Raw genomic sequence first — 23,839 nt, forward strand, 5'->3', positions numbered from 1 at the left:
CGGACGACCATCCGTACCCGGGCCTCCGTGCACCGTCTCGGACTGCGCGGACGGATCGCGGCGAGCGTGCTGCTCGCCCTCCTGCTGCCCTCGGTCCTGCTCTCGGCGCTCTCCTACCGCGCCGAACGTGAACGCCTCCAGCACGACTTCCGGGCCCGGATGCTCTCCAGCGCGCTCTCCGACCTCACCTCCGCGGCCAACGCGGTCCGCACCGGCAACGGCCCCAACGCCGTGGCCGCGGCCCACGAGGCACTGTCCGTACGGAAGTTCAACACCTACACGGTCTACGCACTGACCCCCCAAGGAGCCGCGGCCGCACCGGAAGGACCGCCCGGACCCCCCGAGGACTGGCCGGGCCCGAGACCGGCCCTGATCTCCGACGCGAGCGACGCGCAGATCACCACCACACCCGTGGCCGCGTTCCTGGCCGCAGACTTCCGGCGCCTCGCCCTGAGCGAGCGGGACCTGGTCGTCCTGCGCACACCCGGCGCCGCGTGGCTGACCGTCGGCGCGGTGGTCGGCGTGCAGGGCCCGAACGACCGCTTCCCCGGAGAGCCGGTCGTCGCGGTCGAGTACCACCTCCCGAGCGTGGTGGACAAGCAGGCCGGCGCGTACCTGCGCAGCCTGCTGCTGGTCACCGGCATCACCGTGCTGGTGGGTGCGGCGTTCGCCTGGCTGGTGGCCGGGCGGATCCAGCGGCCGGTACGCGCCGCCGGCGCGGCGGCGCGGGCCTTCGGCGGCGGGGACTTCTCCGTCCGCCTGCCGGTGGCCGGACAGGACGAACTCGCCGACCTCAGCCGCGAGTTCAACCACATGTCCGACCAACTCGCCGAGGCCGTAGGACAGCTCACCGCCCACGAGGCACGTCACCGCCGCTTCGTCGCCGACGTCAGCCACGAACTGCGGACCCCGACCGCCTCCCTGCTCGCCGCCGCCACGGCCCTGGAACACCCGGACACCCGCGACGCGGCCGTGGAACTGGTGGCGCCGCAACTGCGCCGCCTCGCACGGCTCACCGAGGAGCTCCTGGAGATCTCCCGGATGGGCGCCGGCGAGGTGGTCCTCGACCGCCGCCCGGTCGACCTCGCCGACCTGGCCGCCGACGTCGCCGCCCACAGCGCCGACCCGTCCGGGGTGACCGTGGAACGCCACGGTGACACCGTGGTCGCGGTGGACGCCCGCCGACTGCACGGCGTGCTCTCGAACCTGGTCGGCAACGCCCTCCGGCACGGCGCCCCGCCGGTCCGGGTGACGGTGGAGGGCACCGCGCACACGGTGACCGTCCGGGTGACCGACGCCGGACCGGGCGTACCGGCAGAGCTGCGGGACCGGATCTTCGACCGCTTCGCCCGCGGCGACGCGTCCCGCACCGGCGGCGAAGGACACGGGCTGGGCCTGGCCATCGCCCGCGAGAACGCCCGCCTGCACGGCGCGAACCTCGACCTCGGACCGGAGCCGCGGGACGGGGGCGGCGTGTTCGTCCTGACGGTACCGAAGCCACCGGTCGGCGACGACTGATCACCCGCGCTCGGCGCTACAAGGCCACGGCCGCCGCGAAAGGCAGGGCCGCGCTGACCACCCCTCGGGGTGGTCAGCCGCCTTCGGGAGCCCCGGCCCGCTCCGCCACATCGGCAGCGACCTGACGCAGCAGCACCGTGGGCGACGGCATCACGGCGTACCAGGTGTTCGCACACGCCTCCGCGACCGCGACCGGAGCCCACGCGGCGACCACGGGAAGCTCGCAGTGGTCGCCGGCCTCCAACGGAGGCAACTGCTCGAAACAGCTCGTCGGGCACCGGCGGAAGATCGACGCCCCCCGCACCCGTGGCAAAGGTCAACGCACCGAACGGCGTCTCCACCGCTGGCCGGATGGCGGACGGCACACGGATACGCGGAACACCGGGCAGCAGCATCGCCCCAGCGTAATCGGCCCCCGAATCCACCTCGTCGAACGGCAGGCCCGACCTCTGCCGGATGGCCACTCAGGACCCACCGGCCGCCGCAGGGGTGACGGAGTCCAGATGCGCGGACACGACGACGTTGTCCTGGTACCCGCCGCGAGCGCGGTCGTACGGGCCGCCGCAGGTGATGACGCGGAGTTCGGGGCGGGGCGCGGGGGAGTAGACGAGGTCGCTGGGGAAGGTGCTCCTGGGATAGGCGACGACGGAGTCCACGGCAAATCGGACGACGGTGCGATCGGCCCGTTCGACGGCGATCTCCGCGCCGGGCTCGAGCTCGACGAGACGGAAGAAGGTGGCCGGGCCCCGGGCCGTGTCAACGTGCCCGGTGACGACGGCCGTTCCCACCTCGCCGGGACTGGTGCCCTCGGCGTACCAGCCCGCGAGGTTGCCCTCCGACGCGGGTGGCGGCTGGAGAGACCCGTCGGCAGCCAGGTGCAGCCCGATCAGCGGCGCGTCCACGGCCAGGGACGCGATGCGAATCCGCTGCGGCACACCGCGACCGAGCGCCGGTACCGCCCCGGTGGCGACGGGCGTGTTTGCGGGAGCTCTGTGCGGCGCCGAGGCGGGGCGGGCACGGTGCGGCAACGGTGAGCCGGCAGTGGAGGTCGACCAGGCTCCGCCCGCCAGCAACGCGGACACCACCAGGAGAACCCCCGACGTCCAGGCGCCTTCCCGAGCCCTGTCGGCCGACGTCGCACCGGCGGCCCGGTTGCCCGCACGTTCCACGCTCCCACCCTTCCTCTCTGGCCCGACGGCCGACGAGCACGCACCACGCCGGGCCCTCGGCGGAAACTGCACACACGCCCCGCCGAGGGCCCGCAGAAGATGGAACGTCAGTGGATCAACGCCCGCTGCGCCGAACGTGGCGCCGCGCGATGAACGCGCCGCCGGCCGCGAGCACCGAACCACCCGCAAGGGAGATGACGACGGCCGACTTCCCGCCTCCTGAGTCCCGACCCACACCCGCTGCGACCGGACCGGTCGGAGCGACGACCGCCGCGGCACCGCTGCTCGCCGAAGCGCTCGCCGAGGTGCTCGGCGCGGCACTGGCTGCGGCACTCGGCGCGGCGGAGGCCGCGCTGCTTCCGGTGGTGCCGGCGGTGGCCGTGCCGCCGGTTCCGCTGGGCAGATCCTCGCAGGCGATGTTGTCGTGATCGGCGTCGAGGTTGTTCGGATCGGAGGGGTCGGCGTTCAGTACCGCCTGGGCCTCCTGCTGAGTGGAGAAGCTGGGGCAGTCCACGTCGGCAGCCTGCGCGCTGCCCGCGAGCGGCAGGCTCCAGGCGGAGGCGATCAGTACGGTGGTGCCGACGGCGAGGCGCATACGCATGAGGAAGATCCTTAACTGTTTGTGAGCGATCTACTACTCATGGTGCCGACGCGGTGCGGGCCCGCCACTCGGCGGCGGTAAATGTGTTGTGGTGTCCGGCGGCCGCGAGGCACTCTGGACCCATCGCGCCGAACAGGCCCAGGGACAACAGGAAGGAGCGCGAGACATGAACACCGTGATCCGTGTCCAGTCGTATCAGCGCTCCTCGCGTTCCCAGTATCGGGGGACGTCCTCGTAGCGCGCTGACCGGCTAAGTGTCGGGTCGCCCTCGGGGATCGTGTCCCCGCCCGGGCGGCCTTTTTTCGTGCCGCCCCGCAGTGCCGGATGGTGCAACTGGCAGCACACCTGACTCTGGATCAGGCGATCGGGGTTCGAATCCTCGTCCGGCAGCGCAGTACCACTGCAGTACCACGTGTGGAGGGGCCAGCCGATGGGCGCCGGCCGCGGCTCGGAAAGCCGTTGGGGTGCGTGAGCACCCGTGTGGGTTCGACTCCCACCTCCTCCGCCAAGGGCGAGCTGGGCACAGGAGAGCCCAAGGGCCTGTAAAGCCCCCGCTTCGGCTGTGACGGTTCGAATCCGTCCTCGCCCACCATCCGCCCGCTGCCGTCAGGGTGTGCCCGTCGGGGGCGGTGCCGCATGGCGGGCGATGGGAAAGACGGCCTTGGCGTGGTCGCCCATGCGGTCGAAGAGCTGGTGGAGCTGCTGGTCGCTCCAGGGTGTGGCGCTGATTGCGGTGAGCTGCACGGTGAGGACGAGGTTGCTGCTGCGCGAGACGAGGAAGAGGGTGACGGCGCCGTCGGCGGACTGCTTGAGGGTGTACCGGTAGGCCTCGGTGCCCACGCCCGTCACCGCGGTGGTGGCGCCTTCCTTGGCGGGCCGCCCGTCGTTGTCCTGGGTCGTCGCGAACAGGCTCTTGGCGGTGTCGACGTCCTTCCAGTACGTCAGCAGGGTGGTGATGTCGCCCTGGGGTGCGGCGGGATCGAGGGAGCCGCCCGGCTGGTGGCCGATGTTCTGGGCGCAGGCCGTCGTCCGGCTGACGTCGGTGCGGGAGGTGCGGTCCATGGTGATGGTCGTCGGCCTCGGCGTCCCGAGGAGTTCGGCGAACGGCTGGTAGCCGAGCTTCGGGCAGATGCCGGTGACGCCGGTGGTCGCCCCGTACACCCCGGGCCCGCTGGTGTCGGCGACCTCCGCGGAGGACGGACCGGTGCCGCTGCAGGCCGTGCCGGTGGCGGCGACGGCCACCACCACTGCGACGGAGAGTATGTGACGCATCATCATGCGCTGCAGCGCAGCCGGGGCCGACGACAGCCCGGCGGGGGCTACGGGCGGTTGCCGAGGTAGTTCTGCGGCCCGGTGGAGTACGAGGCGGACAGTGAGGCGGAGTCGAGCCACGGCTTGATGGACTGGTCCTGGGTCAGCGAGATGTAGAGGGCCTTGGCCTCGGTGACGTACCGGTGGGTGCTGTTGAGGTAGCTGGCCTGGGTGGCGCGGTTGATCGTCGCCGTGGAGTTGGTGCAGACCGCTGCGGCAGGGCCGTTCGGTGGGCACCAGATCGCCCATTCGCCGCTGGCGGCCTCCGTGAGGTCCGCGCGGGCGGCGCCGGCGGCGTTGGCGTCGGGCATGGCGGCCACGGTGACGACGACCAGGATGTGTTCGGCGGTGTCGGTGTAGGTCGCGGCCACGGTGCCGCGGCAGCCGTTGCGGGTGAGGGCGGTACGGACCCGGCTGGATTCGCGGCCGTCGACGCAGGGCTCCACTCCGCCGCTTCTCATGGTGTAGAGCACGCCCTTGGCGTCGGTGAAGTTCTCGGGGAGCAGTGCCTGGGTGGTGAGCGGGGTGCGGTCGGTGTCTGCGGAGTCGAGCGATCCGGGGTCGAAGGTGGCCCGGCTCGGGACGACGGCCGGTGACGTGAACGAGGACGGGGGTGCGTAAGGGGACGGGGTGGTCCTGGTCGGGCTGGGTGATGCGGCGGTGCTGCGGGCCGGTGAGGGTGTGAGGTGCGTGGTCGACCCGGTCGTTGCCGTGCTGTGTCCGCTGGATGCGGTGCCGCGGCCGGCGTCGCGGCTCGCGGAGACGGCCCAGGCGACCGCGCCGACGGCCAGGACGGACGCGCAGACCACGGCGACGCTCCGCTCGCGGCGGCCGTGCGGCGTCGGGTGCCCCGGCTGCGGTGGCAGCGGCGTTCGGTCGCCGACGGGGGGCAGTGGCACGTGGTCGGCGGGTGGCCGCGGTGGTGGCGGGGGGAGAGGGGTCGGGACGGCGGTGGTGAGGGCGGCGGCGACGGCGGTGGCGTCCGGCCGTCGGGTCGGGTCCTTGGCGAGGAGGGAGGCGACGAGCCGGTCGAGTTCGGCGGGGACGTCCGCGCGGATCGTGCTCGGCGGCGGCGGTACCTCGTCGAGGTGGCGGCGCATCAGCGACCACGCCTGCTCCCGCTCGGGGAACGGCGGACGGCCGGTCAGCAGCGCGTACAGCACGCAGCCCAGGGCGTACAGGTCGCAGCGTGCGTCGACGTGCTCGCCGCGCCACTGCTCGGGTGCCATGTACGCCGGGGTTCCGAACGGTCGGCCGGTGCGGGTCAGCCCCTGGGTGGCCTGCGCGGTCCGGGCGATCCCGAAGTCGCAGAGCTTCAGGCGGCCGTCGGAGAGCAGGAAGAGGTTGGCCGGCTTCAGGTCGCGGTGCACCACCTGCTGCGCGTGGGCCGCGGCGAGCGCGCCGGCGGCCTGCGCCGCGAGGTCGACGGCCTGGGACAGCGGAAGGCCGTCCGCGTTGCGGGCGAGGAGCTGACCGAGGTCCGTCCCGCGGAGCAGCTCCATGACGATGAACAGGCGCGTGCCGTGCCGGCCGATGTCGTGCACCACCGTGATGCCGGGGTGCTGGAGCCGGGCTCCGATGGACGCCTCGCGTCGGAACCGGCGCAGCCACTCCTCGCCGGTCTCGAACTCCAGCAGGACCTTCAGCGCGACCGGCCGGCCCAGCTCGACGTCGAACGCCTGCCAGACCTCGCCCATGCCGCCCTGGCCGATCCGCGCGTCGATCCGGTACCTGCCGCCGAGAACGTCCCCCGCCCGCACACCGCCCCCTCGTCAACTTCCCCTGCGGAAGTGACCATTGTCCAGCACGGGGATCTCCGGGGCCAGGCGATTGCACGGCACCGGAGGAACGGGGCGGGCGGCACCGGCCGTGGACCGGCGCCGCGGCAGTGGCGGTGTGTCAGCCGTCGAGGGTCTTGGCGGCCGCGCGGATGACGTCGAGGACGACGTCGGGGTGGGACAGCATGGGGACGTGGCTGCTGTCGACGGCGTGGGTCGTGGCGCCGATGCGTTCGGCGGTCGCCCGCTGCAGGTCGGGGTTGACGGTGCGGTCGTTGTTGGCGACGACGTACCAGCTCGGGGTCGTGCGCCAGGCGGTGCCGGGCACCTGCTGGGCGAACAGGTCCGGGACCGGTACGGCGCCGGTGGCGAGGACGAGCTTCTGCTCGGCGGCGGGCAGGTCGCCGCAGAAGTCGCCGATGCCGGATTCGAGGAGCCAGATCCGCCCGTCGGTGACGTCGAGGTGCCCGAAGACCGGCATGGTGGGGAACTTGTCCTGCTGGTCCTGCGTCGTCTCGCCCTCGTCCGGGGCGAGCGCGGCGAGGTAGACCAGGGCGCCGACGCGGTCGTGGGTGCCGGCCTTGGTGATGAGCGTCCCACCGTACGAGTGGCCGACCAGGACGACCGGGCCGGGCACGTGGTTGATCGCCCGGGTGACGCAGGCGACGTCGCCCTCGAGCGAGTCGAGGCCGTGCTGCGAGGCGTACACCTCGCGGCCCTCGGCCTGGAGCGCGGGAATGAGCTTGTTGAAGCACGACCCGTCGGCCCAGAGCCCGTGGGCGAAGACGATGCTGGCCTTGGTGGCCATGGTTTCCTCCTCTGTCGGTTTCACGCGGTGCGGCCACCCTACGTTGCGTGGTCGTTCGGTGACTCTCGGCTCGCGCGGCTGTCGGCCCGTCATGCGGTCGAAGATTTCTTTCCGAGGGCCGATGAGTCCGGGCGTTCGCGTCCGTCAGAGCTGTGAAAGCACCGACAGCCCCAGGGAGACCCAGATGTCCAGCACCGACAGCAGCACCGCCGCCGTCACCGCCGTCACCGCCCCGAAGCAGGGCAAGGCCGTCGTCCGGACGGTCTGGACGCTGCGGATCGTCCTCGCGCTGTTCTTCGCGCTGGCGAGCGCGCTGCCCAAGCTGCTCGCGATCCCCGCCGCCACCACCGTCTTCGACGCCATCGGGGTGGGCCACTGGTTCATGTACGTGACGGGGCTGGTGGAGCTGGCCGGCGCGGTCGGCCTGCTGCTGCCGCGCCTGGCCGGGCCGGCCGCGACGGCGCTGATCGTCTTCCTGGTGTTCGCCTTCGTCACCCAGCTCACCGCGATGCACGGCGAGAACGCCGGCACGCCGTTCCTCTTCATGGTGCCGCTCGCCGTCATCGCGTGGAACCGGCGCGCGGAGACGGCCGAGCTGCTTCGCCGCCGGCGCTGACCGGATGCCGGGGCGGGGCGCGTGCGTCGCGGTTTCGGGGGTAGCCGAATCCCGTTGTCTGCCAGAGGAGTGGAGAGAATGGGTATCGGAGGCTGTGTCCTGCTGTTCGCCCTCGGTGCGGTACTGGCGTTCGGGGTCGACTGGCACCTGTCGGGCGTGAACGTCCACGTCGTCGGCTGGATCGTGATGGTCGCGGGCCTGCTGGGGCTGTTCACCTACGCGAGCATCTACAAGCGCCGGCGGTACGGGAGCCGCGCAGGAGCCGACGAGGTCGTCGAGGAGCGGCGGTACTACGACCAGCCCTGACGCCCCGTCCGCACCGGGCAGCGCGAGCACGTGCACCGATCACCGCCGGGTGGCCGGTGCACGCGCCGTCTCCGCCTCGGTCCAGGACGCCGACGGCGTGGCGCCAGAAGTCGAGCACCGTCGCGCCGTCCGCGCCCCGGAACGCCTCCGTACCCGCGAGTGGTGTCGGCGGGGACGGGATGTGCCGACCAGGGGGAGTGGCGAGGTCGAAGGACATGCGGCCGGCCTGCCACCCGGCCGGAGGGCCGCCTGACGGTCCGCCGCCGCCCGATGCGGCGATGCCTTCGCCGGACGGGACCGAAAGCGGTGGCCCGAGCGCTGCGCGCCGGAACCGGCCGGCGTGCGAGCGTTCACCCGAACGGGACGGCGGGCACCCAGCGCCACAGGCCACCGGGTACCCGCCGGGACCGGGTCGGTCAGCCGCCGCCGTAGGTGGCCTGGGTGACGGCGAAGACGTTGCGCCCGCCCGTGGTCTCCTGCAGGGACCACAGCAGGTCGGGGTCGGTGGTGTCCTCCCAGTACGAGATGCTCTCGCCGCCACCGACCCAGGCGAAGGTCGAGGGGCCCGCCGTCGGCGTCCAGTAGTAGAGCTTCTTCTGGCCCGAGGAGTTGAACCACCACCGGCCGTTGTGCGAGGCGACGCCGTTGAGGTTGTACCAGGGCAGTTGCAGCGCCTGGCTCGCGGTCGTCGCCGCGGCGAAGGTCGTCGCCCCCGACGCGAACGGGAAGCGGACGGCCCGCGGCGGCCGGTTGGGGTAGTCCGTGCAGGACGACTGGCAGGTGTACTCGGTCATCACGATCGACTTGCTCACCCGGTCGAGGGAGATCGACGACCACGCGAGCTTGTCGGCGGAGGTGGTCTGCGCGGTGACCGTGCCGATCTGCGGCAGCACGTACGCGTAGTTGTGCGCGTAGTACACGGAACCCGACTGGCGGCCGATCTGCTCGGCGGTGCCGCCCGTGTCGGTGTTGAGGATCTTGCGCATGTCGAAGACGCGCATGCCGCGTCCCGTGTCCGCGACGTACAGGTAGTTGCCGTACCAGGACACGCCGCCCGCGTGGATCGGGATGTCCTTGAAGCTCGGCGCCGCCGCCGTCCCGGTCGGCTCCACCAGGAGGATCTTGCGGTACTTGTTGGGGAAGGTGGCGTCCCAGTCGGCCAGGGTGATCCGGCTGCGCTGCTGCACGCCGCCGCAACCGTCCTTGGTGTACCAGCTCACCAGCACCAGCTGGTGGCCGTCGTAGTTGCCGCTGTCGGCGGTCCCCACGGCGTCCCGGCTGGTCGTGATGCCCTGCGGGAAGCTCTGGCAGTCGGAGTTGTCGCCGTCGTCGAACCGGAAGCCCGTGGACAGGCCGGCGACCGAGAAGGACGAGGGCAGCGGCTGCCGGTCGTGGTTGGCGTTCTCCATCACCGTGTGGACGGCGGAGGTCCCCAGCGTCGTGACGAGGGCCGAGTTGAGGGAGTCGAACTGGTGGTAGTCCGCGGCCAGCGTGAACTGGGATGCGGGCAGGGCGGTCGGGGCCGCGGCGGCCGCCGCCGGCGACGCGCCGACGAGCGCACCGCTGACGGCCAGACCCGCCGCGAGCACCGCGCTTGCCACGCTCCGGACTTGACGAATCATCAATGCTGACCTCTCCGCGCGATTCGATCAACGGCTCCTCACGCTAGGCGCGGTCTGAGCATGTCCGCAACACTCCGGCCCCGCGGCGGCGGGCTTCCACGACTTCCGCACCGTCAAACCACCGTCCGGGCACAGGGGTCGAGTCCCGGCCAACCTCCGTCCGTCGACGGCTGGACGCGGTGGGCCGGGGCAGACGACGGCCGGGGCCGCAGTGGCCCCGACCGTCGAAGGAGACCACCATGAACACACCGGTGAACCTGTCCACCGCGGAGCTCGCCGCCGAGGCCGCCGAGCTGATCCGATCCGCCGCGCTCGCCACCGGCCCCGACGGCCGGCCCGGCCTCGTGCACTCGGCGGACGCCGCCGAGACCGTGGCGGCACTCGCCGGGCTGACCGCCCGGCTGCCCGAACTCCTCGACCAGCTCGCCTCGTTCCTCAGCAGCGAACAGGCCGCCGGACGCATCGGCCCGGCCCGCGGCGCCACCGAGGGCGCGGCCCACGACGCGCTCCGGGCGGCCCGGGACGCCCGCGAGCAGCTCTACGAGGCCGGCCGGACCGCCGCGCTGCTCGCGGAGTCGGTGGCGTCGGCCGCGTCCGTGCTCGCCCCGCTCGGAGCCGCCGCCCACCCGGTGGGGAAGCCCGCCACCCCGCACGTGTGACACCTCCGGGAGCGCCCCGCCGCACTCGGCCCGCCCACCCACCGCGGCCGGGGGCGGCCCCACAAGGAACCCACAGGATCGCCTACTACCTTCCTTCCCGCGGACCCCAACGGCTCGGGTGGGCGGCGACGCGGCCGCACCCACCGCCCGGCCTCCGACTCCGACGGGTCCCGGACGATCGGGAAGGCCCGGTGGGATGCCCAAGGAAGGACTCGCGAGCGGAGCGAGAGTTGTGAACTACCGAGACGTGAGCCGGGTCGGGACGATCCTGTACGTACGGCGCTGGTGGTGCCCGCCGGGACTGCGGCTGTGCTCCGTGCGCTGGGACGGGGCCGAGAAGCCGGAGCCCGTCCGGGCCGGCACCTGGAGAGTGGACGGGCCCCGTCCCCGGAGCGCGGACTGACGGGTCGCCAGGGGCGGGTCCGTCGCGTCGGATATCTCCACGGCACCACCCGGCGACGGCGCTACGCTCACCGAGGACGGGGAGGTGAACCATGGGACGCGGCAGGTCGCCCCAGGAGAAGAAGCAGCTGAGCTACGCCAAGGACCGGCGCAACTTCTACGGCGAGAACGACAAGAGCTCCCGGCGGAACATCCGCCGCAGCAAGCAGGCCGTCAACAGCGCCAACCGGCGGCTCGCCCGCACCGTGCTGGTCACGGCCACCGGGCCGCTCGGGCCGGACGACACCTCGGCCGACGCCGTCGAACAGGACCTGCTCCGCCGACGCCCCAAGACCTGGCGGAAGTGCCCCGACACGCCCCTGGGCCCGGCCGTGATCCGGGCCCTTGGCCGCCGGGCACGGCTCGGGATCGACGAGCCCGAACGGGCCGAGCAGCGGATCCGCCGGGTCCGCGTACGCCTGCGCGGGCCGGCCCGGAGCGCCCCTGACGGTCTGTGAACGGCGACTCCGGCCGACGGGCCGGACAGCCCGACCAGAGCCAGGACCCGGGCCCGGCCGCCGGCCCGGACGGCTGCCGTCAGGCGTCGAGCACCTGGCCGCCGCGCCTGACCACCGGCGGTTCCGTCGACCACGGGAAGTTGATCCAGCCGTCGGTCCGCTTCCAGACGTACTCGCACTTCACCAGCGACTGCGTCTTCTCGTAGAGGACGGCCGACCGCACTTCGGCGACGTGGCTGAGACAGAAGTCGTGGACCAGCTGCAGCGTCTTGCCGGTGTCGGCCACGTCGTCGGCGATCAGGACCTTCTTGTCGGTGAAGTCGACCTCCTGGGGGACGGGCGCGAGCATGACCGGGAACTCGAGCGTGGTGCCGACACCGGTGTAGAACTCGACGTTCACCAGGTGCAGGTTCTTGCAGTCCAGGGCGTACGCCAGACCGCCGGCCACGAACACGCCGCCGCGGGCGATGCTCAGGATCAGATCGGGCTCGTACCCGTCGTCGGCGATCGTCTGCGCGAGCTCGCGCATCGCCCGGCCGAAGGTCTGGTAGTCCAGCGTCTCGCGGAAGTCAGTCACAGTACCCAGTCTCCCCGGCCGCCCGCCCGGCGGCGAGTACCGCCGCGCCCTGCGCCGGCGGGAGGCCCGGGACGCCCGGGCCTCCCGCCGGCGCGGGGTCAGCAGATCCGCGGGAGCTGCTCGCCCACGGGCAGGTCCACCACCCGGGTGGCGCCGAACGCCGTCCGGGCCACGACCATGCCGGGGTGGTCGGCGACGCATTCGCCGATCACCGTCGCGCGGGCGCCGAGCGGGTGGGCGCGCATCGCCGCCAGCACCGCGTCGGCCTCCTGCCGGGGGACGAAGGCGACCAGCTTGCCCTCGTTGGCGACGTACATCGGGTCGAGGCCCAGCACGGCGCAGGCGTTCGCGACCTGCGGCGGAATCGGCACGGACCGCTCGTTCACCACGACGCCGACGCCGGCCGCCGCGGCGATCTCGTTGAGCGCGGCGGCGAGCCCGCCGCGGGTGGGGTCGCGCAGGACGTGCAGGTCCGGCGTGGCGGCGAGCATCGCCTCGACCAGGCCGCCGAGCGCCGCGCAGTCGCTCTCGATCTCGACGCCGAACTCCAGGCCCTCGCGGACGCTCATGATGGCGACGCCGTGCAGTCCGATCTCCCCGCTGACGATCACCACGTCGCCGGGGACCGCGCGCTGCGGCCTGATGTCCACGCCGGCCGGGACGAGCCCGATGCCGGCGGTGTTCAGGTAGATGCCGTCGCCGTGGCCCGACTCGACCACCTTGGTGTCCCCGGTGGCGACCTCCACCCCGGCCGCCCGTGCGGCGGCGCCGAGTGCGCGGGCCACCCGGTCGACCACGGCCATCTCGACCCCTTCCTCCAGGACGAAGCCGCAGGAGAGGTAGGCGGGCCGGGCGCCGCTCATCGCGAGGTCGTTGACCGTGCCGTTGACGGCGAGGTCGCCGATGCTGCCGCCGGGGAAGAACAGCGGCCGCACGACGTAGGTGTCGGTGGAGAACGCGAGCCTGGCGCCGCCGAGTTCCAGGACGGCGCAGTCGCCGAGGCCGGCGAGGGCCGGGCCGCCGAACGCGGGGACGAACAGGTTGGCCACCAGCTCGGCGGACATCGCCCCGCCGCCGCCGTGGCCCATCACCACCCGGGGGTGGTCGCGCAGGGGCAGGGGACAGGACCACCCGGAGAAGTCGGGCTCCGCGGGCCGGGTCGAGGTGGGCGCGTCGAGGATCTCGGTGTCAGCCAACGGGGCTCGCCTCCCGGGGGACGGCCGGCGCGCTGAGCCGCCGGTAGAGGTAGTAGGCCGCGCACGCGCCTTCGCTGGACACCATGGTGGCGCCGAGCGGCGTGCGCGGGGTGCAGAGGGTGCCGAAGGCCTCGCACTCGTTGGGCTTGAGCTGGCCCTGCAGCACCTCGCCGGCCCGGCACTGCGCGGGCTCGCAGGTGGTGATCCCGGTGACGTCGAAGCGGTGCTCGGCGTCGTGGTCGCGGTAGCGCGGGGAGAGGCGCCAGCCGCTCTGCGGGATGACGCCGATGCCGCGCCAGGCCCGGTCGGTCACCTCGAAGACGTCCTCCAGCATGGCCCGCGCCGCCGGATTGCCCTCCGGCCGGACGGCTCGCGGGTAGGCGTTGTCGACGGTGTGCTCGCCGCGCTCCAACTGCCGTACGGTGCGCCGGATCCCTTCCAGGATGTCGAGCGGCTCGAAGCCGGTGACCACGATCGGCACCCGGTGGCGATCGGCCAGCGCCGGGTACTCGTCGGTGCCCATCACGCTGCACACGTGCCCGGCGGCCAGGAAGCCCTGCACGCGGCAGTCGGGCGAGTTCATGATGGCCTCGATGGCCGGGGGGACCCGGACGTGCGAGACCAGCATGCTGAAGTTGCGCACGCCCTGCTTGCGGGCCAGGTGGACGGCCATGGCGTTGGGCGGGGCGGTGGTCTCGAAGCCGATGCCGAAGAAGACCACCTCGCGGTCCGGGTTCTCCCGGGCGATCCTCAGCGCGTCGAGCGGCGAGTAGACCACCCGGACGTCGCCGCCCTCGCCGCGGACCCGGAACAGGTCGCGGTCGGTGCCGGGCACCCGCAGCATGTCACCGAAGGAGCAGAAGATCACCCCGGGCCGGGCGGCGATGGCCAGTGCCCGGTCGATCATCTCGAGCGGGGTGACGCACACCGGACAGCCCGGCCCGTGGATCAACTCCAGTCCCTCCGGGAGAAGTTGGTCGATCCCGTGCCGGATGATGGTGTGCGTCTGGCCGCCGCAGACCTCCATCAGCGCCCACGGCCGGGTGACCGCCGCGCGGAGGTCGGCCAGCAGCCCGCCCGCCAACTCCGGGTTCTGGAACTCCTCCAGGTACCTCACTGCCGCTCCTCCGTCGCAACCGTTCCCGCCGCGGCCTCCCACGGGTCGCCGAACTCCTCCTGCAACAGACCGAGTTCGGCGAAGAGGTCGAGGGTTCGCCGGGCCGACTCCTCGTCCAGGCGCTGCAGCGCGAACCCGACGTGCACGATGGCGTACTCGCCGACCTGCAGATCCGGCAGGTACTCCAGGCACACGTCCTTGACCACCCCGCCGAAATCGACGACCGCCATCCGCGTCCCGTCCCGCTCAGCGATCTCCATCACCCTGCCGGGCACAGCCAGGCACATCCGCTCTCTCCTCTCAACCCGCGCCCGGGCCGCCGGCCCGGGCCGCCACCATCAGCTGGCCCAGCGCCAGCCCGCCGTCATTGGGGGGCACCCGGCGGTGCCGCAGCACGGTGAAGCCGTCCGCCCGAAGCCCGTGCGCACAGGCCGAGGAGAGCAGCGCGTTGGCGAACACGCCGCCGCTCAGCGCGACCGTCTCCAGGCCGCTCTCCTCCCGCGCCGCCCGGCACTGGGCGCGCACCAGCTCGGCCACCGCGGCGTGGAACCGGGAGGCGACCAGGCCGCCCGACGCGCCGCCGGCGAGGTCGGCGACCACTGCGGCCAGCACCGGCGCGGGGTCGCCGAGCAGCACGCCGTCCTCCCGCCGGAGGCCGAAGGCGTAGCCCTCGGCCGGCCCGTGGGCCAGCGCCGCGGCCTCCAGCTCGATCGCCGCCTGCGCCTCGTACCCGGCCAGCTGGCACACACCGGCCAGCGAGGACACCGCGTCGAACAGGCGCCCCATGCTGGACGTCGGCACGCAGTTCACCGAGCGCCGCAACTGCTGCTCCAACAACCCGAGTTCGTCCGCAGGGCAGGCCCCGACCGGTGCCAGCCCGGCCGCCCAGGGCAGCCCCGCCGCCCACAGGTGGGCCAGTGCCATCCGGTACGGGCGGAGCACCGCCGCGTCACCGCCCGGCAGCGGCACGTACGCCAGGTGCCCGAAGCGGCGGAAACCGTCGTAGTCGGCGACCAGCACCTCGCCGCCCCACACCGCGCCGTCCTCGCCGTACCCGGTGCCGTCGAACGCGACGCCGATCACGGGACACCGGCCGTCCAGTCCGTGCTCCGCCATGACGGACGCGATGTGCGCGTGGTGGTGCTGCACCGGCCGCAGCTCCGCGTCCGCGAAGGACCGCCGCGCGTGCCGGGCCGAGCGGTAGCCGGGGTGGCGGTCGACCGCCAGCACCTCGGGCCGCACACCGGTGACGGACCCCAGGTGCGCCGCCGCCCGGTCGAAGGCGTCCAGCGTCGCGAGGTCGTCCATGTCCCCGATGTGGCCGGACAGCCAGGCGCAGCCGTCGCGGGCCAGCGCGAAGGTGTTCTTCAGGTCGCCGCCGACCGCCAGGACCGGCCGGACCGGTACGGGCAGCGGCAGCGGCAGCGGGGCGTGCCCGCGGGAGCGGCGCACCGGCAGCTGCTCCCCGTCGACCACCCGCACCACCGAGTCCTCGCAGGGGACGTGGATGACCCGGTCGTGCGTCAGCCAGCCGTCCACCAGCGCGGCGAGCCGGTCGAAGGCGTCCCGGTCGTCGGTGACGATCGGCTCGCCGGAGAGGTTCGCACTGGTCATCACCAGCAGCCCGGGGCCCGGCGGCGCCAGCAGCAGGTGGTGCAGCGGGGTGTACGGCAGCATGACCCCGAGATCGGGGCTGCCCGGCGCGACGGCCTCCAGGGCCGGCGGCGACGGCTGCCCCGAGCGCCGGAGCAGCACGATCGGCCGGGCGGCGCCGGTGAGCAGCTCCTCCTCCACCGGGCCCAGCTCCACCAGCGGGGCGAGCTCGGCGAGGTCCCGGGCCATCAGCGCGAACGGCTTCGCGCCGCGCCGCTTGCGCAGGCGCAGCAGGGCGACGCTCTCCCGGTTCAGCGCGTCGCACGCCAGGTGGTACCCGCCGATGCCCTTGACGGCCAGCACCGCCCCGTCGCGCAGCAGCCGACGGGCGCCGTCGAGGGCGGCCTCGCGCCGGACGGTCGGCAGCCCGGGTACGACGAGGGCGAGTTCGGGCCCGCAGGCGTGGCAGCAGACCGGCTGGGCGTGGAAGCGCCGGTCGGCCGGGTCGGTGTACTCCCGTGCGCAGTCCCGGCACATCGGGAAGTCCGCCATGGTGGTGTTGGCGCGGTCGTACGGCAGGCCGGTGACGATGGTGTGGCGCGGCCCGCAGTTGGTGCAGCTGATGAACGGGTGCCGGTGGCGCCGGTCGGCGGGGTCGGCCAGCTCGGCGAGGCAGTCCGCGCAGGTGGCGGTGTCCGGCGGGACGGCGGCCCGCCGCCGGCCGTCGTCCCGGGACGGGGTGATCACGAAACCGGTCGCGCCGGTGGGCGCCAGCGGCGTGTGCTCGACGCCGTCGACCCGGGCCAACGGCGGCGCGTCGCCCACGACGCGCCGGCAGAACGCCTCCACCGCCCCGCCCGGGCCCTCGACCTCGGCGAGGACGCCCTCGCCGGTGTTGGTGACGGTGCCGGCCAGGCCGAGCTCGGCGGCCAGCGCGAAGACGAACGGACGGAAGCCGACGCCCTGCACGACCCCGTGGACGGCCACCCGCCGCCGCTGCAACGCGACCGCGTCCGCCTGACGGACCGTCATCGCTGCTCCGCCGCCACGCCGCCACCGGAGCGGGCGGGCGCCTCGACCGCCTGGTGGCCGTGGCCGTGGCCGTGCCCGTGCACCGGTGCGGTCGCCATCACCGGGCGGTGCGGCTGCGCGCCGTCCAGCACCGCGCACGCCCGGTCCAGCAGGCCGCCCACACCCTGCCCGGTCCGGGCCGAGGTGAACACCACCTCCACCCCCGGGTTCACGCGCGCCACGTTCGCCAGGAACAGCGCCTCGTCGAACTCCACCGCCGCGGCGAGGTCCGTCTTGGTCACCAGGACCAGGTTGGCGAGTCCGAACGCCGTCGGGTACTTGAGGGGCTTGTCCTCGCCCTCGGTGACGGAGGCCAGTGCGACCCGCAGCGACTCGCCGAGGTCGTAGGAGGCCGGGCAGACCAGGTTGCCGACGTTCTCCACGAACAGCAGCCGGGTGTCGGGCGGCAGCCAGCCGTCCAGTTCCCGGCCGAGCATCGCGGTCTCCAGGTGGCACAGCCCGTCGGTGAGCACCTGCTTCACCGGCACGCCCGAACGGGCCAGCCGCACCGCGTCGTTCTCCGTCGCGAGGTCGGCGGTGAGCGCCGCGACGGGGATCCCGCGCTCCCTCGCCAGGCCGAGTTCGGCCTCCAGCAGTGCGGTCTTGCCACTGCCGGGGCTGGAGAGCAGGTTCACCGCGACGGTGCCCCGGGCGGCCAGCCGGGCGCGCAGCTCGCGGGCGCCGTCGTCGTTCCTGGCGAGGACCGCCTGCCGGAGTTCCACCTGCGGGGTTCCAACCGTGCGACACATGGGAGTTCAGCCTTCCTGTCGGGCCGCGGCGCCCGCCGGGCGCTCCGCCCAGTCGACGCCGAGGATCTGCAGCTCGCGGCCGGCCAGCAGTTCGACGCTGCCGCCGCCGCAGCGCGGGCAGCCGAGATCGGGCGGCATCCCGACGGCCCATTCCGTCGCGCACGGCAGACACCTCGCGCGGGCCGCCACCGACTCGGTCTCCAGCACGGCGCCCTCCAGCAGCGTTCCGGCACAGGCCAGTTCGAAGCAGAAGTCGAGCGCCGACGGCACCACCCCGGCCAGCTCGCCGACCTGCAGGCGCACCCGCGCCACCGCGTCCATCCCGTGCTCGCGCGCCGCGGCGTCCACCTGCTCGACCACCGCCGTCGCGATCGACATCTCGTGCATCGGCCCGCTCCGACCGCTGGGAGACAACAAGGCCCCATTACAGGGCGCGGCGGCGGCAGCGGCAGGAAGCCGCGCCGCCGCCGCACCCGGGACTACGCCGTTCGCAGCAGTCCGCGGGTCACATCCGGCTGATCCGCAGATAGCGCCGGATGTCGTCCAGGTTCTGCCAGACCAGGACCGCGACGGTGGTCACGACGGCCACGCCGAACAGTTTGCTCATGATGCCGATGCCTCTCTCTCCGTTTGCACGTCCGCCCGCTCCGGCGGCACGTCCGCGCCGACGGCCCGCAGGACCACCCGGACCGCCTCCGGGACGGCGGCGGCCACCGGCGCGCTCAGCCCGATCCCCTCGTCCAGCGACGCCGGTTCGCAGCCCACCACGACGATCTGCTCGGGCGCGGTGCCACCGGTGCCGGCGGCCAGCGTGCCGAGCAGCGCGAGCACGGCGTCCGGCCCCATCCGGTGCCCGTCCAGCACGGGCGCCTCCACGGGCCCGGCGTCCGGTTCGATCAGGTAGACCGTGCCCGGTTCGCCGCCGCGCGCGGTCGCGTCGACCAGGACCAGCATCCGGTAGCCGTCCAGCACCTGGTACGCCAGGTGGACGCCGCGCACGCCGACGTCGAGCAGTTCGACGTCGGCCGGCAGCGGGTGCTCGCGCAGTCGCCGGACGGTCTCCACGCCGAACCCGTCGTCGCCGAGGAAGATGTTGCCGACCCCGGCGACCAGCACCCGGCCGGCGCTCATGACTCCTCCAGCGGGGTGATCTCGTCCGGCTGGAAGTACCGGAACCGGCCCTGGGCCCGCCACAGGTCCGCGCCGGGGTCGTCCTCGACCGTCACCGCGAGGTGCACCGAGCCGTCCACGTCGTGCAGGACGGCCTCGACCACGGCGGTGCGCCCGTCGAGGAACAGGTCCTGCGCGTCGGTGCGCCGCCGACCGGGCCGCAGTACGACCCGGCTGCCCGCGCCGACCTGGCGGCCCGCGACGAGCACCCGGTCCCGCTCCGGGTCGACTTCGGGGTCGTCGCCCGGGTCCCACCAGGGTTGGTCGGGCGCGTTGCCGGTGATCTCGCGCAGGCCCCGGACCGCACCGTGCAGCCGCTCCAGCACCTCCGGCGGCATCGAGTCGGCGAGGTCGATCACCGCGCCGGCCCGCTCGTCGGTGCCACGGGCCTCGCGCTTCTCACGGTCGGTCAGGGCGGCGGTCCGCAGCGCCAGGATCTCGTCGATCTCGGTCGCGTCGTACAGCGCGCCGGGGCTCTCGGGGGCGACGCTCGGGTGGTCCTCCAGGATGATCGGCGAGGAGAGCAGCACCCGGCAGCGCCCGGGCGGCCCGGCGAGGACCGGCCAGGTGTGCTCGTTGCGGCACTCCGCGACGGCCGCCCTGGCCCATTCGGGAGGGTCGGTGACCGACAGGAAGGAACCGCGGTCGAGGCCGAGCAGCAGGTGCGCCGAGACCAGCGAGTGCGGCAGCGCCGCGTCCCGCCCGTCCTGCGGCGCCGGCGTCCACCCGGTGGTGTTCTCCACCACCACGGTCAGCCGCTGGGCCGCGTACGGGCCCGGCACCTCGCGGGCGGTCAGCCGCAGCACCCCGTCGACCTGCTCGCGCCGGCGCAGCAGCCTGCCGACCGGTGTGCTGCCGTCCAGGACCGCCTCGGTCTCCGAGCGGGCCGGCAGCCGGAAGGGGTGCGCCACCTCCTCGGTCAACTCCTCGACCGGGAGCAGGAGTTCGATGCGCTCCTCGACGCCCTCGTCCCACGGGACGAGGACCCGGTCGGCGAGCTCCAGCTCCTCGACCGGCTCGAAGCCACCGCCGGGCACGGCCCGTTCGACGGTACGGCGCTGCGCCCGCAGGAAGCGCAGCTCCACGGCCAGCCGGTCGCCGGGGCGCGGCTCCATCAGGCACTCGGTGCGCTGGTGGGAGTGCTCGCCGCTGTCCTCGCCCCAGCCGGACGGGACGAGCACGCCGAACTGCCAGCGCAGCCGGTTCTTGGCGGCGGAGGCGCGGTACGGGTACAGCACGTACCCCTCGAAGAGGACGGCGTCGGCGATCTGCCGGGCCTGGGCGAACCTGCTGTCGAGCTCCTCGGGGAGGGTGTCGGCGGCGGTCACCGGGCGGCCTCCTGGAGCTCGGTGGCGGCGAGCAGTTCACGCACGGTGGCCTCCCAGGAGGGCAGGGCGCGGCTGGACCGGTAGGCGAGCAGCGCGTCCATCAGGTCCTCGGGCAGCCGCAGCCAGCCGCAGCCGGGGAAGTGCCGGTCGATGGCCTCCCGCCACACCGCGACGGGCATCCGCACCGCGGCCTCCCGGTCCCAGGGCACCGGGGCGACCTGGAACCCGCCGGGCCCGGCGAACGCGGTGCCGGAGAACAGCAGCAGCAGGGGGACGTCCCCGCCGCCCAGCGCCTTGAGGTAGCGGGCGGAGGCGACGTCCATGTCGTAGGTGCACGGGACGGGCAGGTCCACCTCGGTCTCGCCGGTGAAGCCGGGGACCATCAGCGGCACCTGGGCGAGCTGGACCGGGTTGAGCGTGGTGCCCCAGCGGGAGCGCTCGCCGAACAGGTCGGCGAGCCGCTCGCCCTCCGCCTCGTCGTAGCCGCGGCGGGCGGGTTCGATGCGCAGTTGGCAGCGGAGCGCGAGGGCGTGCACCCGGGTGCCGGCCGGTGCGGTGATCCGCAGCCGGAACAGCAGGGTGGGACCGGCAGCGTGCGGATCGGTCGTCACGCCGGTGCAGGCGAAGGCGAGTTCGGTCACGACGCGGCCTCCACCCGCAGCGGCCTGGCGCGCTCGGCGAGCCCGGCGAAGAAGGCGTCGAGCTCGGCGCGGGCCTCGGCGCCGCCGTCGAAGCCGCGCCAGCAGCGCCGCAGCCGGCCGACCAGTTCGTAGCAGGCGTCGATCGGGACCAGGTGGCACCGGACGCCGTCCTCGCCGTGCCGCAGCAGCAGTGCCTCCACGTCGGGCTCCAGGACGGCGGCGAGCGGGCTGTCGCCGAGGACGGTCCGCCAGGCGGCCTCGTCCGGTTCGCTCTCGGTGGCGCCGCCCGGGCCGGGGTAGAGCACCACGAGCCGGTCCTGCCGGGAGTTGCGGAAGAGGAACGCGGTGCCGACCGGGATGCCCAGCGCGGCCCAGGCCTCCTCGCCGATCCGCAGGTCCGGGTCGACCAGGTGGCGGTCGGGGACGCCGCGGTAGCGGCCGCCGGCCGCGCCGGGCTGCTGGAAGAGCAGCCCGCACGCGGTGCAGACGCAGGTCAGCGCCTGTTCCTCGGTGTCCACCAGGTGCCGGTGCTGCTGCGGGACGCGCTGCCCGCAGAAGGCGCAGCGCTCGGGCTGCGGCGGAGCCGGTTCGCGCAGCCGGCGCAGCAGCGCGGTCCCGGGCCGGTCGAGTCGGCGGGCGCTCACCGTGCCTCCGCCGGGGTGGGCGGGCGGGTGGAGATCTGCAGCAACTGCGGGGCCTGTTCCAGTTCCACGGCCGTGACTTCGGGCGCGTGGCAGGCGAGGACGTCCTCGAGGTCCTGCTCGGAGCAGCCGCAGCCACCGCGGGTGCGGCGCAGCCGGACGGTGCCGGTGCCTTCGTCGTAGCCGGCCAGTTCGACCGGCTCGGGGAGGGTGGCGAGCGCGCGGCGGATCCGGGCGGTGGCGTCCTCGGGGTGCAGGTCGTGCAGGACCAGCAGCCCGGCCACCGCCGGGTCGTCCAGCAGCCGGTCCAGCGCCGGCGCCGGCACGGCCCGGACCAGCCGGGCGAGGCCGTCGCCGTACAGCTCCATCAGGTCGCGCACCAGCTGCTCGCCGGCTTCCTGCGCGCCCCCGTCGGCGAGCCGGTCGAGCGCCTCCTGGATCCGCAGCCCGGTCTGTTCGGCCGTCATGCGAGCCCGCTCAGGCCGGTGGGCACGTGCATCTTCTGCACGGTCTTCCCGCCGCCCACGTACATGTGTACGCCGCAGGGCAGGCAGGGGTCGAAGCTGCGGACGGCCCGCATGATGTCGATGCCCTTGAAGTTCTCCGGGGAGTTCTCCTCGAAGATCGGGGTGTTCTGCACCGCGTCCTCGTACGGTCCGGGCGTGCCGTAGCTGTCGCGGACGCTGGCGTTCCACGGGGTCGGCGGGTACGGGTGGTAGTTGGCGATCTTCCCGTCGCGGATCACCATGTGGTGCGAGAGGACGCCGCGGACGGCCTCGGTGAAGCCGCAGCCGATCGACTCGTCGGGCACCTCGAACCGCTCCCAGGTCTGGCTGCGGCCGGCCCGGACCTCCTCCAGCGCCTTCTCGGCGAAGTGCAGGGCGGCCGCCGCCGCGTAGGCCTGGAAGTAGGTGCGGGCGCGGTTGCGCTCGATGGCGTTGCTCCACTGCGGGATCTTCCACTCGAAGGTGGTCTCCGGCTTGGTCATCGAGCGGGGCAGGTTGATGACCACGCTGTGCCCGGTGGCCTTGACGTAGCCGATGTCGACCAGCCCCGACAGCGCCGTGGACCACAGCCGGGCGATCGGGCCGCCGCCGGTGTCGAGCGCCAGGTGGTCCTTGCCGTCGAACCAGCGGGGGGACATCACCCAGCTGTATTTGTCGTCGAAGTTCCGCTTCTGCGGCTGCGGGACGGTGTGCTGGTTCCACGGGTGCCGCGGGTCGACCGGGTTGCCGAGCGGGTCGTGGGTGACGAACATCTCCTTGCCCTGCCAGTCCTCGTAGTACGAGCTGCCGAGCAGGATCCGGATGCCGAGGTTGATCTCGGTGAGGTCGTTGGTGACCAGCTTGCCGTCGACCACGACGCCCGGGGTGACGAACATCCGCCGGCCCCAGTCCGTCATGTTGCGGTAGGTGAAGTCGCAGTGGTCGGGGTCGTTGAGGCTGCCCCAGCAGCCGAGCAGGACGCGGCGGCGGCCGACCTCCTCGTACCCGGGCAGCGCCTCGTAGAAGAAGTCGAAGAGGTCGTCGTGGAGCGGCACGACCTTCTTCATGAACTCCACGTAGCGCATCAGCCGGGTGAGGTAGTCGGTGAACAGCTGCACCGTCGCGACCGTGCCGACACCGCCCGGGTAGAGCGTGGAGGGGTGCACGTGGCGGCCCTCCATCAGGCAGAACATCTCCCGGGTGTAGCGGCTGACCTGCAGCGCCTCGCGGTAGAACTCGCCCTCGATCGGGTTGAGCGACCGCATGATGTCGGCGATGGTCTTGTAGCCGTGGTCGCCGGCATGCGGCGCCTGGGTGCGCTCGGCCAGCTCCAGCACGCCGGGGTTGGTCTCGCGGACCATCTTCTCGCAGTAGTCGACCCCGACCAGGTTCTCCTGGAAGATGTTGTGGTCGAACATGTACTCGGCGGCCTCGCCGAGGTTGATGATCCACTCACCGAGGTGCGGGGGCTTCACGCCGTACGCCATGTTCTGCGCGTAGACCGAACAGGTGGCGTGGTTGTCGCCGCAGATGCCGCAGATCCGGCTGGTGATGAAGTGCGCGTCGCGCGGGTCCTTGCCCCGCATGAAGACGCTGTAGCCGCGGAAGACCGACGAGGTGCTGTAGCACTCCGCGACCCGCTTCTGCTTGAAGTCGATCTTCGTGTGGATGCCCAGGCTGCCCACGATCCGGGTGATCGGGTCCCAGGACATCTCCACCAGGCCGCTGCCGTCTCCGGCCGCCTTGGTCGTCGGTGCCATCGTGTCTGTCGTGCCCTTCTGGAAGCGGGGGTGGGAGTGCGACGGGGGGGGGGGGGGCCCCCCCCCCCCCCCCCCCCCCCCCGCCCCCCCCCCCCCCCCCCCCCCGCGCCCCCCCCCCCCCCCCCCCCCCCACCCCAGCACCTCCGCACCCCGCTCCCGAGGATGACGCCGCCGATGCGCCGATGGCTCCTGGTACCACTGACCGCCCTGCTCCTGCTGCTCGG

At 73.4% G+C, this 23,839-nt stretch carries 26 protein-coding genes and 3 tRNA genes; 8 read left to right on the forward strand and 21 right to left on the reverse strand.

All coding sequences use genetic code 11. From position 1 onward, the window contains the following. The first annotated feature begins 27 nt into the window (after positions 1 to 27). Positions 28 to 1,518: an ATP-binding protein gene (locus ACGFX4_RS07565; protein WP_393071044.1), complete on the forward strand. Its 1,491-nt coding sequence runs from the start codon at positions 28 to 30 to the stop codon at positions 1,516 to 1,518. 73 nt (positions 1,519 to 1,591) lie between these two features. Here the strand turns inward: ACGFX4_RS07565 and ACGFX4_RS07570 are convergent, their stop codons facing one another. The 3 genes from ACGFX4_RS07570 to ACGFX4_RS07580 form a co-directional block, all read right to left on the reverse strand. Further along, positions 1,592 to 1,771 (reverse strand): hypothetical protein, encoded by a 180-nt coding sequence (locus tag ACGFX4_RS07570; protein WP_393071045.1) that lies wholly within the window; start codon positions 1,769 to 1,771, stop codon positions 1,592 to 1,594. Positions 1,772 to 1,982: 211 nt separating this feature from the next. Further along, the gene (locus tag ACGFX4_RS07575) at positions 1,983 to 2,870 is read right to left on the reverse strand and encodes a class F sortase (protein ID WP_393071078.1); all 888 of its coding nucleotides are present in this window, start codon (positions 2,868 to 2,870) and stop codon (positions 1,983 to 1,985) included. Next, the gene (locus ACGFX4_RS07580; protein WP_393071046.1) at positions 2,803 to 3,282 is read right to left on the reverse strand and encodes an excalibur calcium-binding protein; all 480 of its coding nucleotides are present in this window, start codon (positions 3,280 to 3,282) and stop codon (positions 2,803 to 2,805) included. The genes ACGFX4_RS07575 and ACGFX4_RS07580 overlap by 68 nt, the downstream gene beginning before the upstream one ends. A gap of 324 nt (positions 3,283 to 3,606) precedes the next feature. Here ACGFX4_RS07580 and ACGFX4_RS07585 point away from each other — a divergent pair. From ACGFX4_RS07585 to ACGFX4_RS07595, 3 genes are all read left to right on the forward strand, one after another. Next, a tRNA-Gln gene (locus ACGFX4_RS07585) sits at positions 3,607 to 3,678 on the forward strand. A gap of 26 nt (positions 3,679 to 3,704) precedes the next feature. After that, positions 3,705 to 3,796: transfer RNA gene (locus ACGFX4_RS07590), tRNA-Ser, on the forward strand. 1 nt (position 3,797) lies between these two features. Then, positions 3,798 to 3,880 (forward strand) — tRNA-Tyr (locus ACGFX4_RS07595). Positions 3,881 to 3,894: 14 nt separating this feature from the next. Here the strand turns inward: ACGFX4_RS07595 and ACGFX4_RS07600 are convergent. From ACGFX4_RS07600 to ACGFX4_RS07610, 3 genes are all read right to left on the reverse strand, one after another. Beyond that, positions 3,895 to 4,566: a hypothetical protein gene (locus tag ACGFX4_RS07600; RefSeq protein ID WP_393071047.1), complete on the reverse strand. Its 672-nt coding sequence runs from the start codon at positions 4,564 to 4,566 to the stop codon at positions 3,895 to 3,897. Between the two features lie 41 nt (positions 4,567 to 4,607). Continuing rightward, entirely contained in the window at positions 4,608 to 6,359 is a 1,752-nt protein-coding gene (locus tag ACGFX4_RS07605; RefSeq protein ID WP_393071048.1) for a protein kinase, read from the reverse strand. A gap of 139 nt (positions 6,360 to 6,498) precedes the next feature. Next, positions 6,499 to 7,185: an alpha/beta fold hydrolase gene (locus ACGFX4_RS07610; protein WP_393071049.1), complete on the reverse strand. Its 687-nt coding sequence runs from the start codon at positions 7,183 to 7,185 to the stop codon at positions 6,499 to 6,501. A 184-nt stretch (positions 7,186 to 7,369) separates the two neighbouring features. Between ACGFX4_RS07610 and ACGFX4_RS07615 the strand changes: the two genes are divergently transcribed. Continuing rightward, a complete protein-coding gene (locus ACGFX4_RS07615) occupies positions 7,370 to 7,801 on the forward strand; it encodes a DoxX family protein (RefSeq protein WP_393071050.1) in 432 nt (143 codons plus the stop codon). Positions 7,802 to 7,879: 78 nt separating this feature from the next. Next, positions 7,880 to 8,107 (forward strand): DUF6458 family protein, encoded by a 228-nt coding sequence (locus ACGFX4_RS07620; RefSeq protein WP_393071051.1) that lies wholly within the window; start codon positions 7,880 to 7,882, stop codon positions 8,105 to 8,107. A 416-nt stretch (positions 8,108 to 8,523) separates the two neighbouring features. Here the strand turns inward: ACGFX4_RS07620 and ACGFX4_RS07625 are convergent, their stop codons facing one another. After that, positions 8,524 to 9,708 (reverse strand): hypothetical protein, encoded by a 1,185-nt coding sequence (locus tag ACGFX4_RS07625; protein WP_393071052.1) that lies wholly within the window; start codon positions 9,706 to 9,708, stop codon positions 8,524 to 8,526. A gap of 260 nt (positions 9,709 to 9,968) precedes the next feature. On the opposite strand from ACGFX4_RS07625, the gene ACGFX4_RS07630 reads away from it, so the two are divergent. Together ACGFX4_RS07630 and ACGFX4_RS07635 are read left to right on the forward strand one after the other, a co-directional pair. After that, positions 9,969 to 10,388, forward strand: a complete 420-nt coding sequence (locus tag ACGFX4_RS07630; protein ID WP_393071053.1) for a hypothetical protein — start codon at positions 9,969 to 9,971, stop codon at positions 10,386 to 10,388. A 494-nt stretch (positions 10,389 to 10,882) separates the two neighbouring features. Beyond that, a complete protein-coding gene (locus ACGFX4_RS07635) occupies positions 10,883 to 11,287 on the forward strand; it encodes a hypothetical protein (protein WP_393071054.1) in 405 nt (134 codons plus the stop codon). 79 nt (positions 11,288 to 11,366) lie between these two features. Here ACGFX4_RS07635 and ACGFX4_RS07640 read toward each other — a convergent pair whose 3' ends face one another. The 14 genes from ACGFX4_RS07640 to ACGFX4_RS07705 form a co-directional block, all read right to left on the reverse strand. Then, entirely contained in the window at positions 11,367 to 11,864 is a 498-nt protein-coding gene (locus ACGFX4_RS07640; RefSeq protein WP_393071055.1) for a phosphoribosyltransferase, read from the reverse strand. Positions 11,865 to 11,962: 98 nt separating this feature from the next. Further along, positions 11,963 to 13,060, reverse strand: a complete 1,098-nt coding sequence (hypE, locus tag ACGFX4_RS07645; RefSeq protein ID WP_393071056.1) for a hydrogenase expression/formation protein HypE — start codon at positions 13,058 to 13,060, stop codon at positions 11,963 to 11,965. Next, on the reverse strand, positions 13,053 to 14,177 hold the full coding sequence (hypD, locus tag ACGFX4_RS07650) for a hydrogenase formation protein HypD (RefSeq protein ID WP_393071057.1): 1,125 nt from the start codon (positions 14,175 to 14,177) through the stop codon (positions 13,053 to 13,055). The genes hypE and hypD overlap by 8 nt, the downstream gene beginning before the upstream one ends. Next, a complete protein-coding gene (locus ACGFX4_RS07655; protein WP_393071058.1) occupies positions 14,174 to 14,464 on the reverse strand; it encodes a HypC/HybG/HupF family hydrogenase formation chaperone in 291 nt (96 codons plus the stop codon). Before ACGFX4_RS07655 ends, hypD begins: the two co-directional genes overlap by 4 nt. A 13-nt stretch (positions 14,465 to 14,477) precedes the next feature. After that, positions 14,478 to 16,802 (reverse strand): carbamoyltransferase HypF, encoded by a 2,325-nt coding sequence (gene hypF / locus ACGFX4_RS07660; protein WP_393071059.1) that lies wholly within the window; start codon positions 16,800 to 16,802, stop codon positions 14,478 to 14,480. Beyond that, a complete protein-coding gene (hypB, locus tag ACGFX4_RS07665) occupies positions 16,799 to 17,590 on the reverse strand; it encodes a hydrogenase nickel incorporation protein HypB (RefSeq protein WP_393071060.1) in 792 nt (263 codons plus the stop codon). Before hypB ends, hypF begins: the two co-directional genes overlap by 4 nt. A 6-nt stretch (positions 17,591 to 17,596) precedes the next feature. Beyond that, complete coding sequence (hypA, locus tag ACGFX4_RS07670; protein ID WP_393071061.1) at positions 17,597 to 17,977, reverse strand: hydrogenase maturation nickel metallochaperone HypA; 381 nt, start codon at positions 17,975 to 17,977, stop codon at positions 17,597 to 17,599. A 118-nt stretch (positions 17,978 to 18,095) separates the two neighbouring features. Then, positions 18,096 to 18,197 (reverse strand): DUF6893 family small protein, encoded by a 102-nt coding sequence (locus tag ACGFX4_RS07675; RefSeq protein ID WP_393071062.1) that lies wholly within the window; start codon positions 18,195 to 18,197, stop codon positions 18,096 to 18,098. After that, positions 18,194 to 18,721: a hydrogenase maturation protease gene (locus tag ACGFX4_RS07680; protein ID WP_393071063.1), complete on the reverse strand. Its 528-nt coding sequence runs from the start codon at positions 18,719 to 18,721 to the stop codon at positions 18,194 to 18,196. Before ACGFX4_RS07680 ends, ACGFX4_RS07675 begins: the two co-directional genes overlap by 4 nt. Further along, the gene (locus tag ACGFX4_RS07685; RefSeq protein WP_393071064.1) at positions 18,718 to 20,088 is read right to left on the reverse strand and encodes a hypothetical protein; all 1,371 of its coding nucleotides are present in this window, start codon (positions 20,086 to 20,088) and stop codon (positions 18,718 to 18,720) included. The genes ACGFX4_RS07680 and ACGFX4_RS07685 overlap by 4 nt, the downstream gene beginning before the upstream one ends. Continuing rightward, positions 20,085 to 20,729: a DUF6084 family protein gene (locus ACGFX4_RS07690; RefSeq protein WP_393071065.1), complete on the reverse strand. Its 645-nt coding sequence runs from the start codon at positions 20,727 to 20,729 to the stop codon at positions 20,085 to 20,087. The genes ACGFX4_RS07685 and ACGFX4_RS07690 overlap by 4 nt, the downstream gene beginning before the upstream one ends. Then, entirely contained in the window at positions 20,726 to 21,373 is a 648-nt protein-coding gene (locus ACGFX4_RS07695) for a DUF5947 family protein (RefSeq protein ID WP_393071066.1), read from the reverse strand. The genes ACGFX4_RS07690 and ACGFX4_RS07695 overlap by 4 nt, the downstream gene beginning before the upstream one ends. Then, positions 21,370 to 21,837, reverse strand: coding sequence for a thioredoxin (locus tag ACGFX4_RS07700; RefSeq protein WP_393071067.1), 468 nt, complete (start codon positions 21,835 to 21,837; stop codon positions 21,370 to 21,372). The genes ACGFX4_RS07695 and ACGFX4_RS07700 overlap by 4 nt, the downstream gene beginning before the upstream one ends. Next, on the reverse strand, positions 21,834 to 23,615 hold the full coding sequence (locus tag ACGFX4_RS07705; protein ID WP_393071068.1) for a nickel-dependent hydrogenase large subunit: 1,782 nt from the start codon (positions 23,613 to 23,615) through the stop codon (positions 21,834 to 21,836). The genes ACGFX4_RS07700 and ACGFX4_RS07705 overlap by 4 nt, the downstream gene beginning before the upstream one ends. Between the last annotated feature and the right edge of the window lie 224 nt (positions 23,616 to 23,839).

Source organism: Kitasatospora sp. NPDC048365, assembly GCF_043200835.1.
In the GTDB taxonomy this organism is placed as follows: Bacteria; Actinomycetota; Actinomycetes; order Streptomycetales; family Streptomycetaceae; genus Kitasatospora; species Kitasatospora terrestris.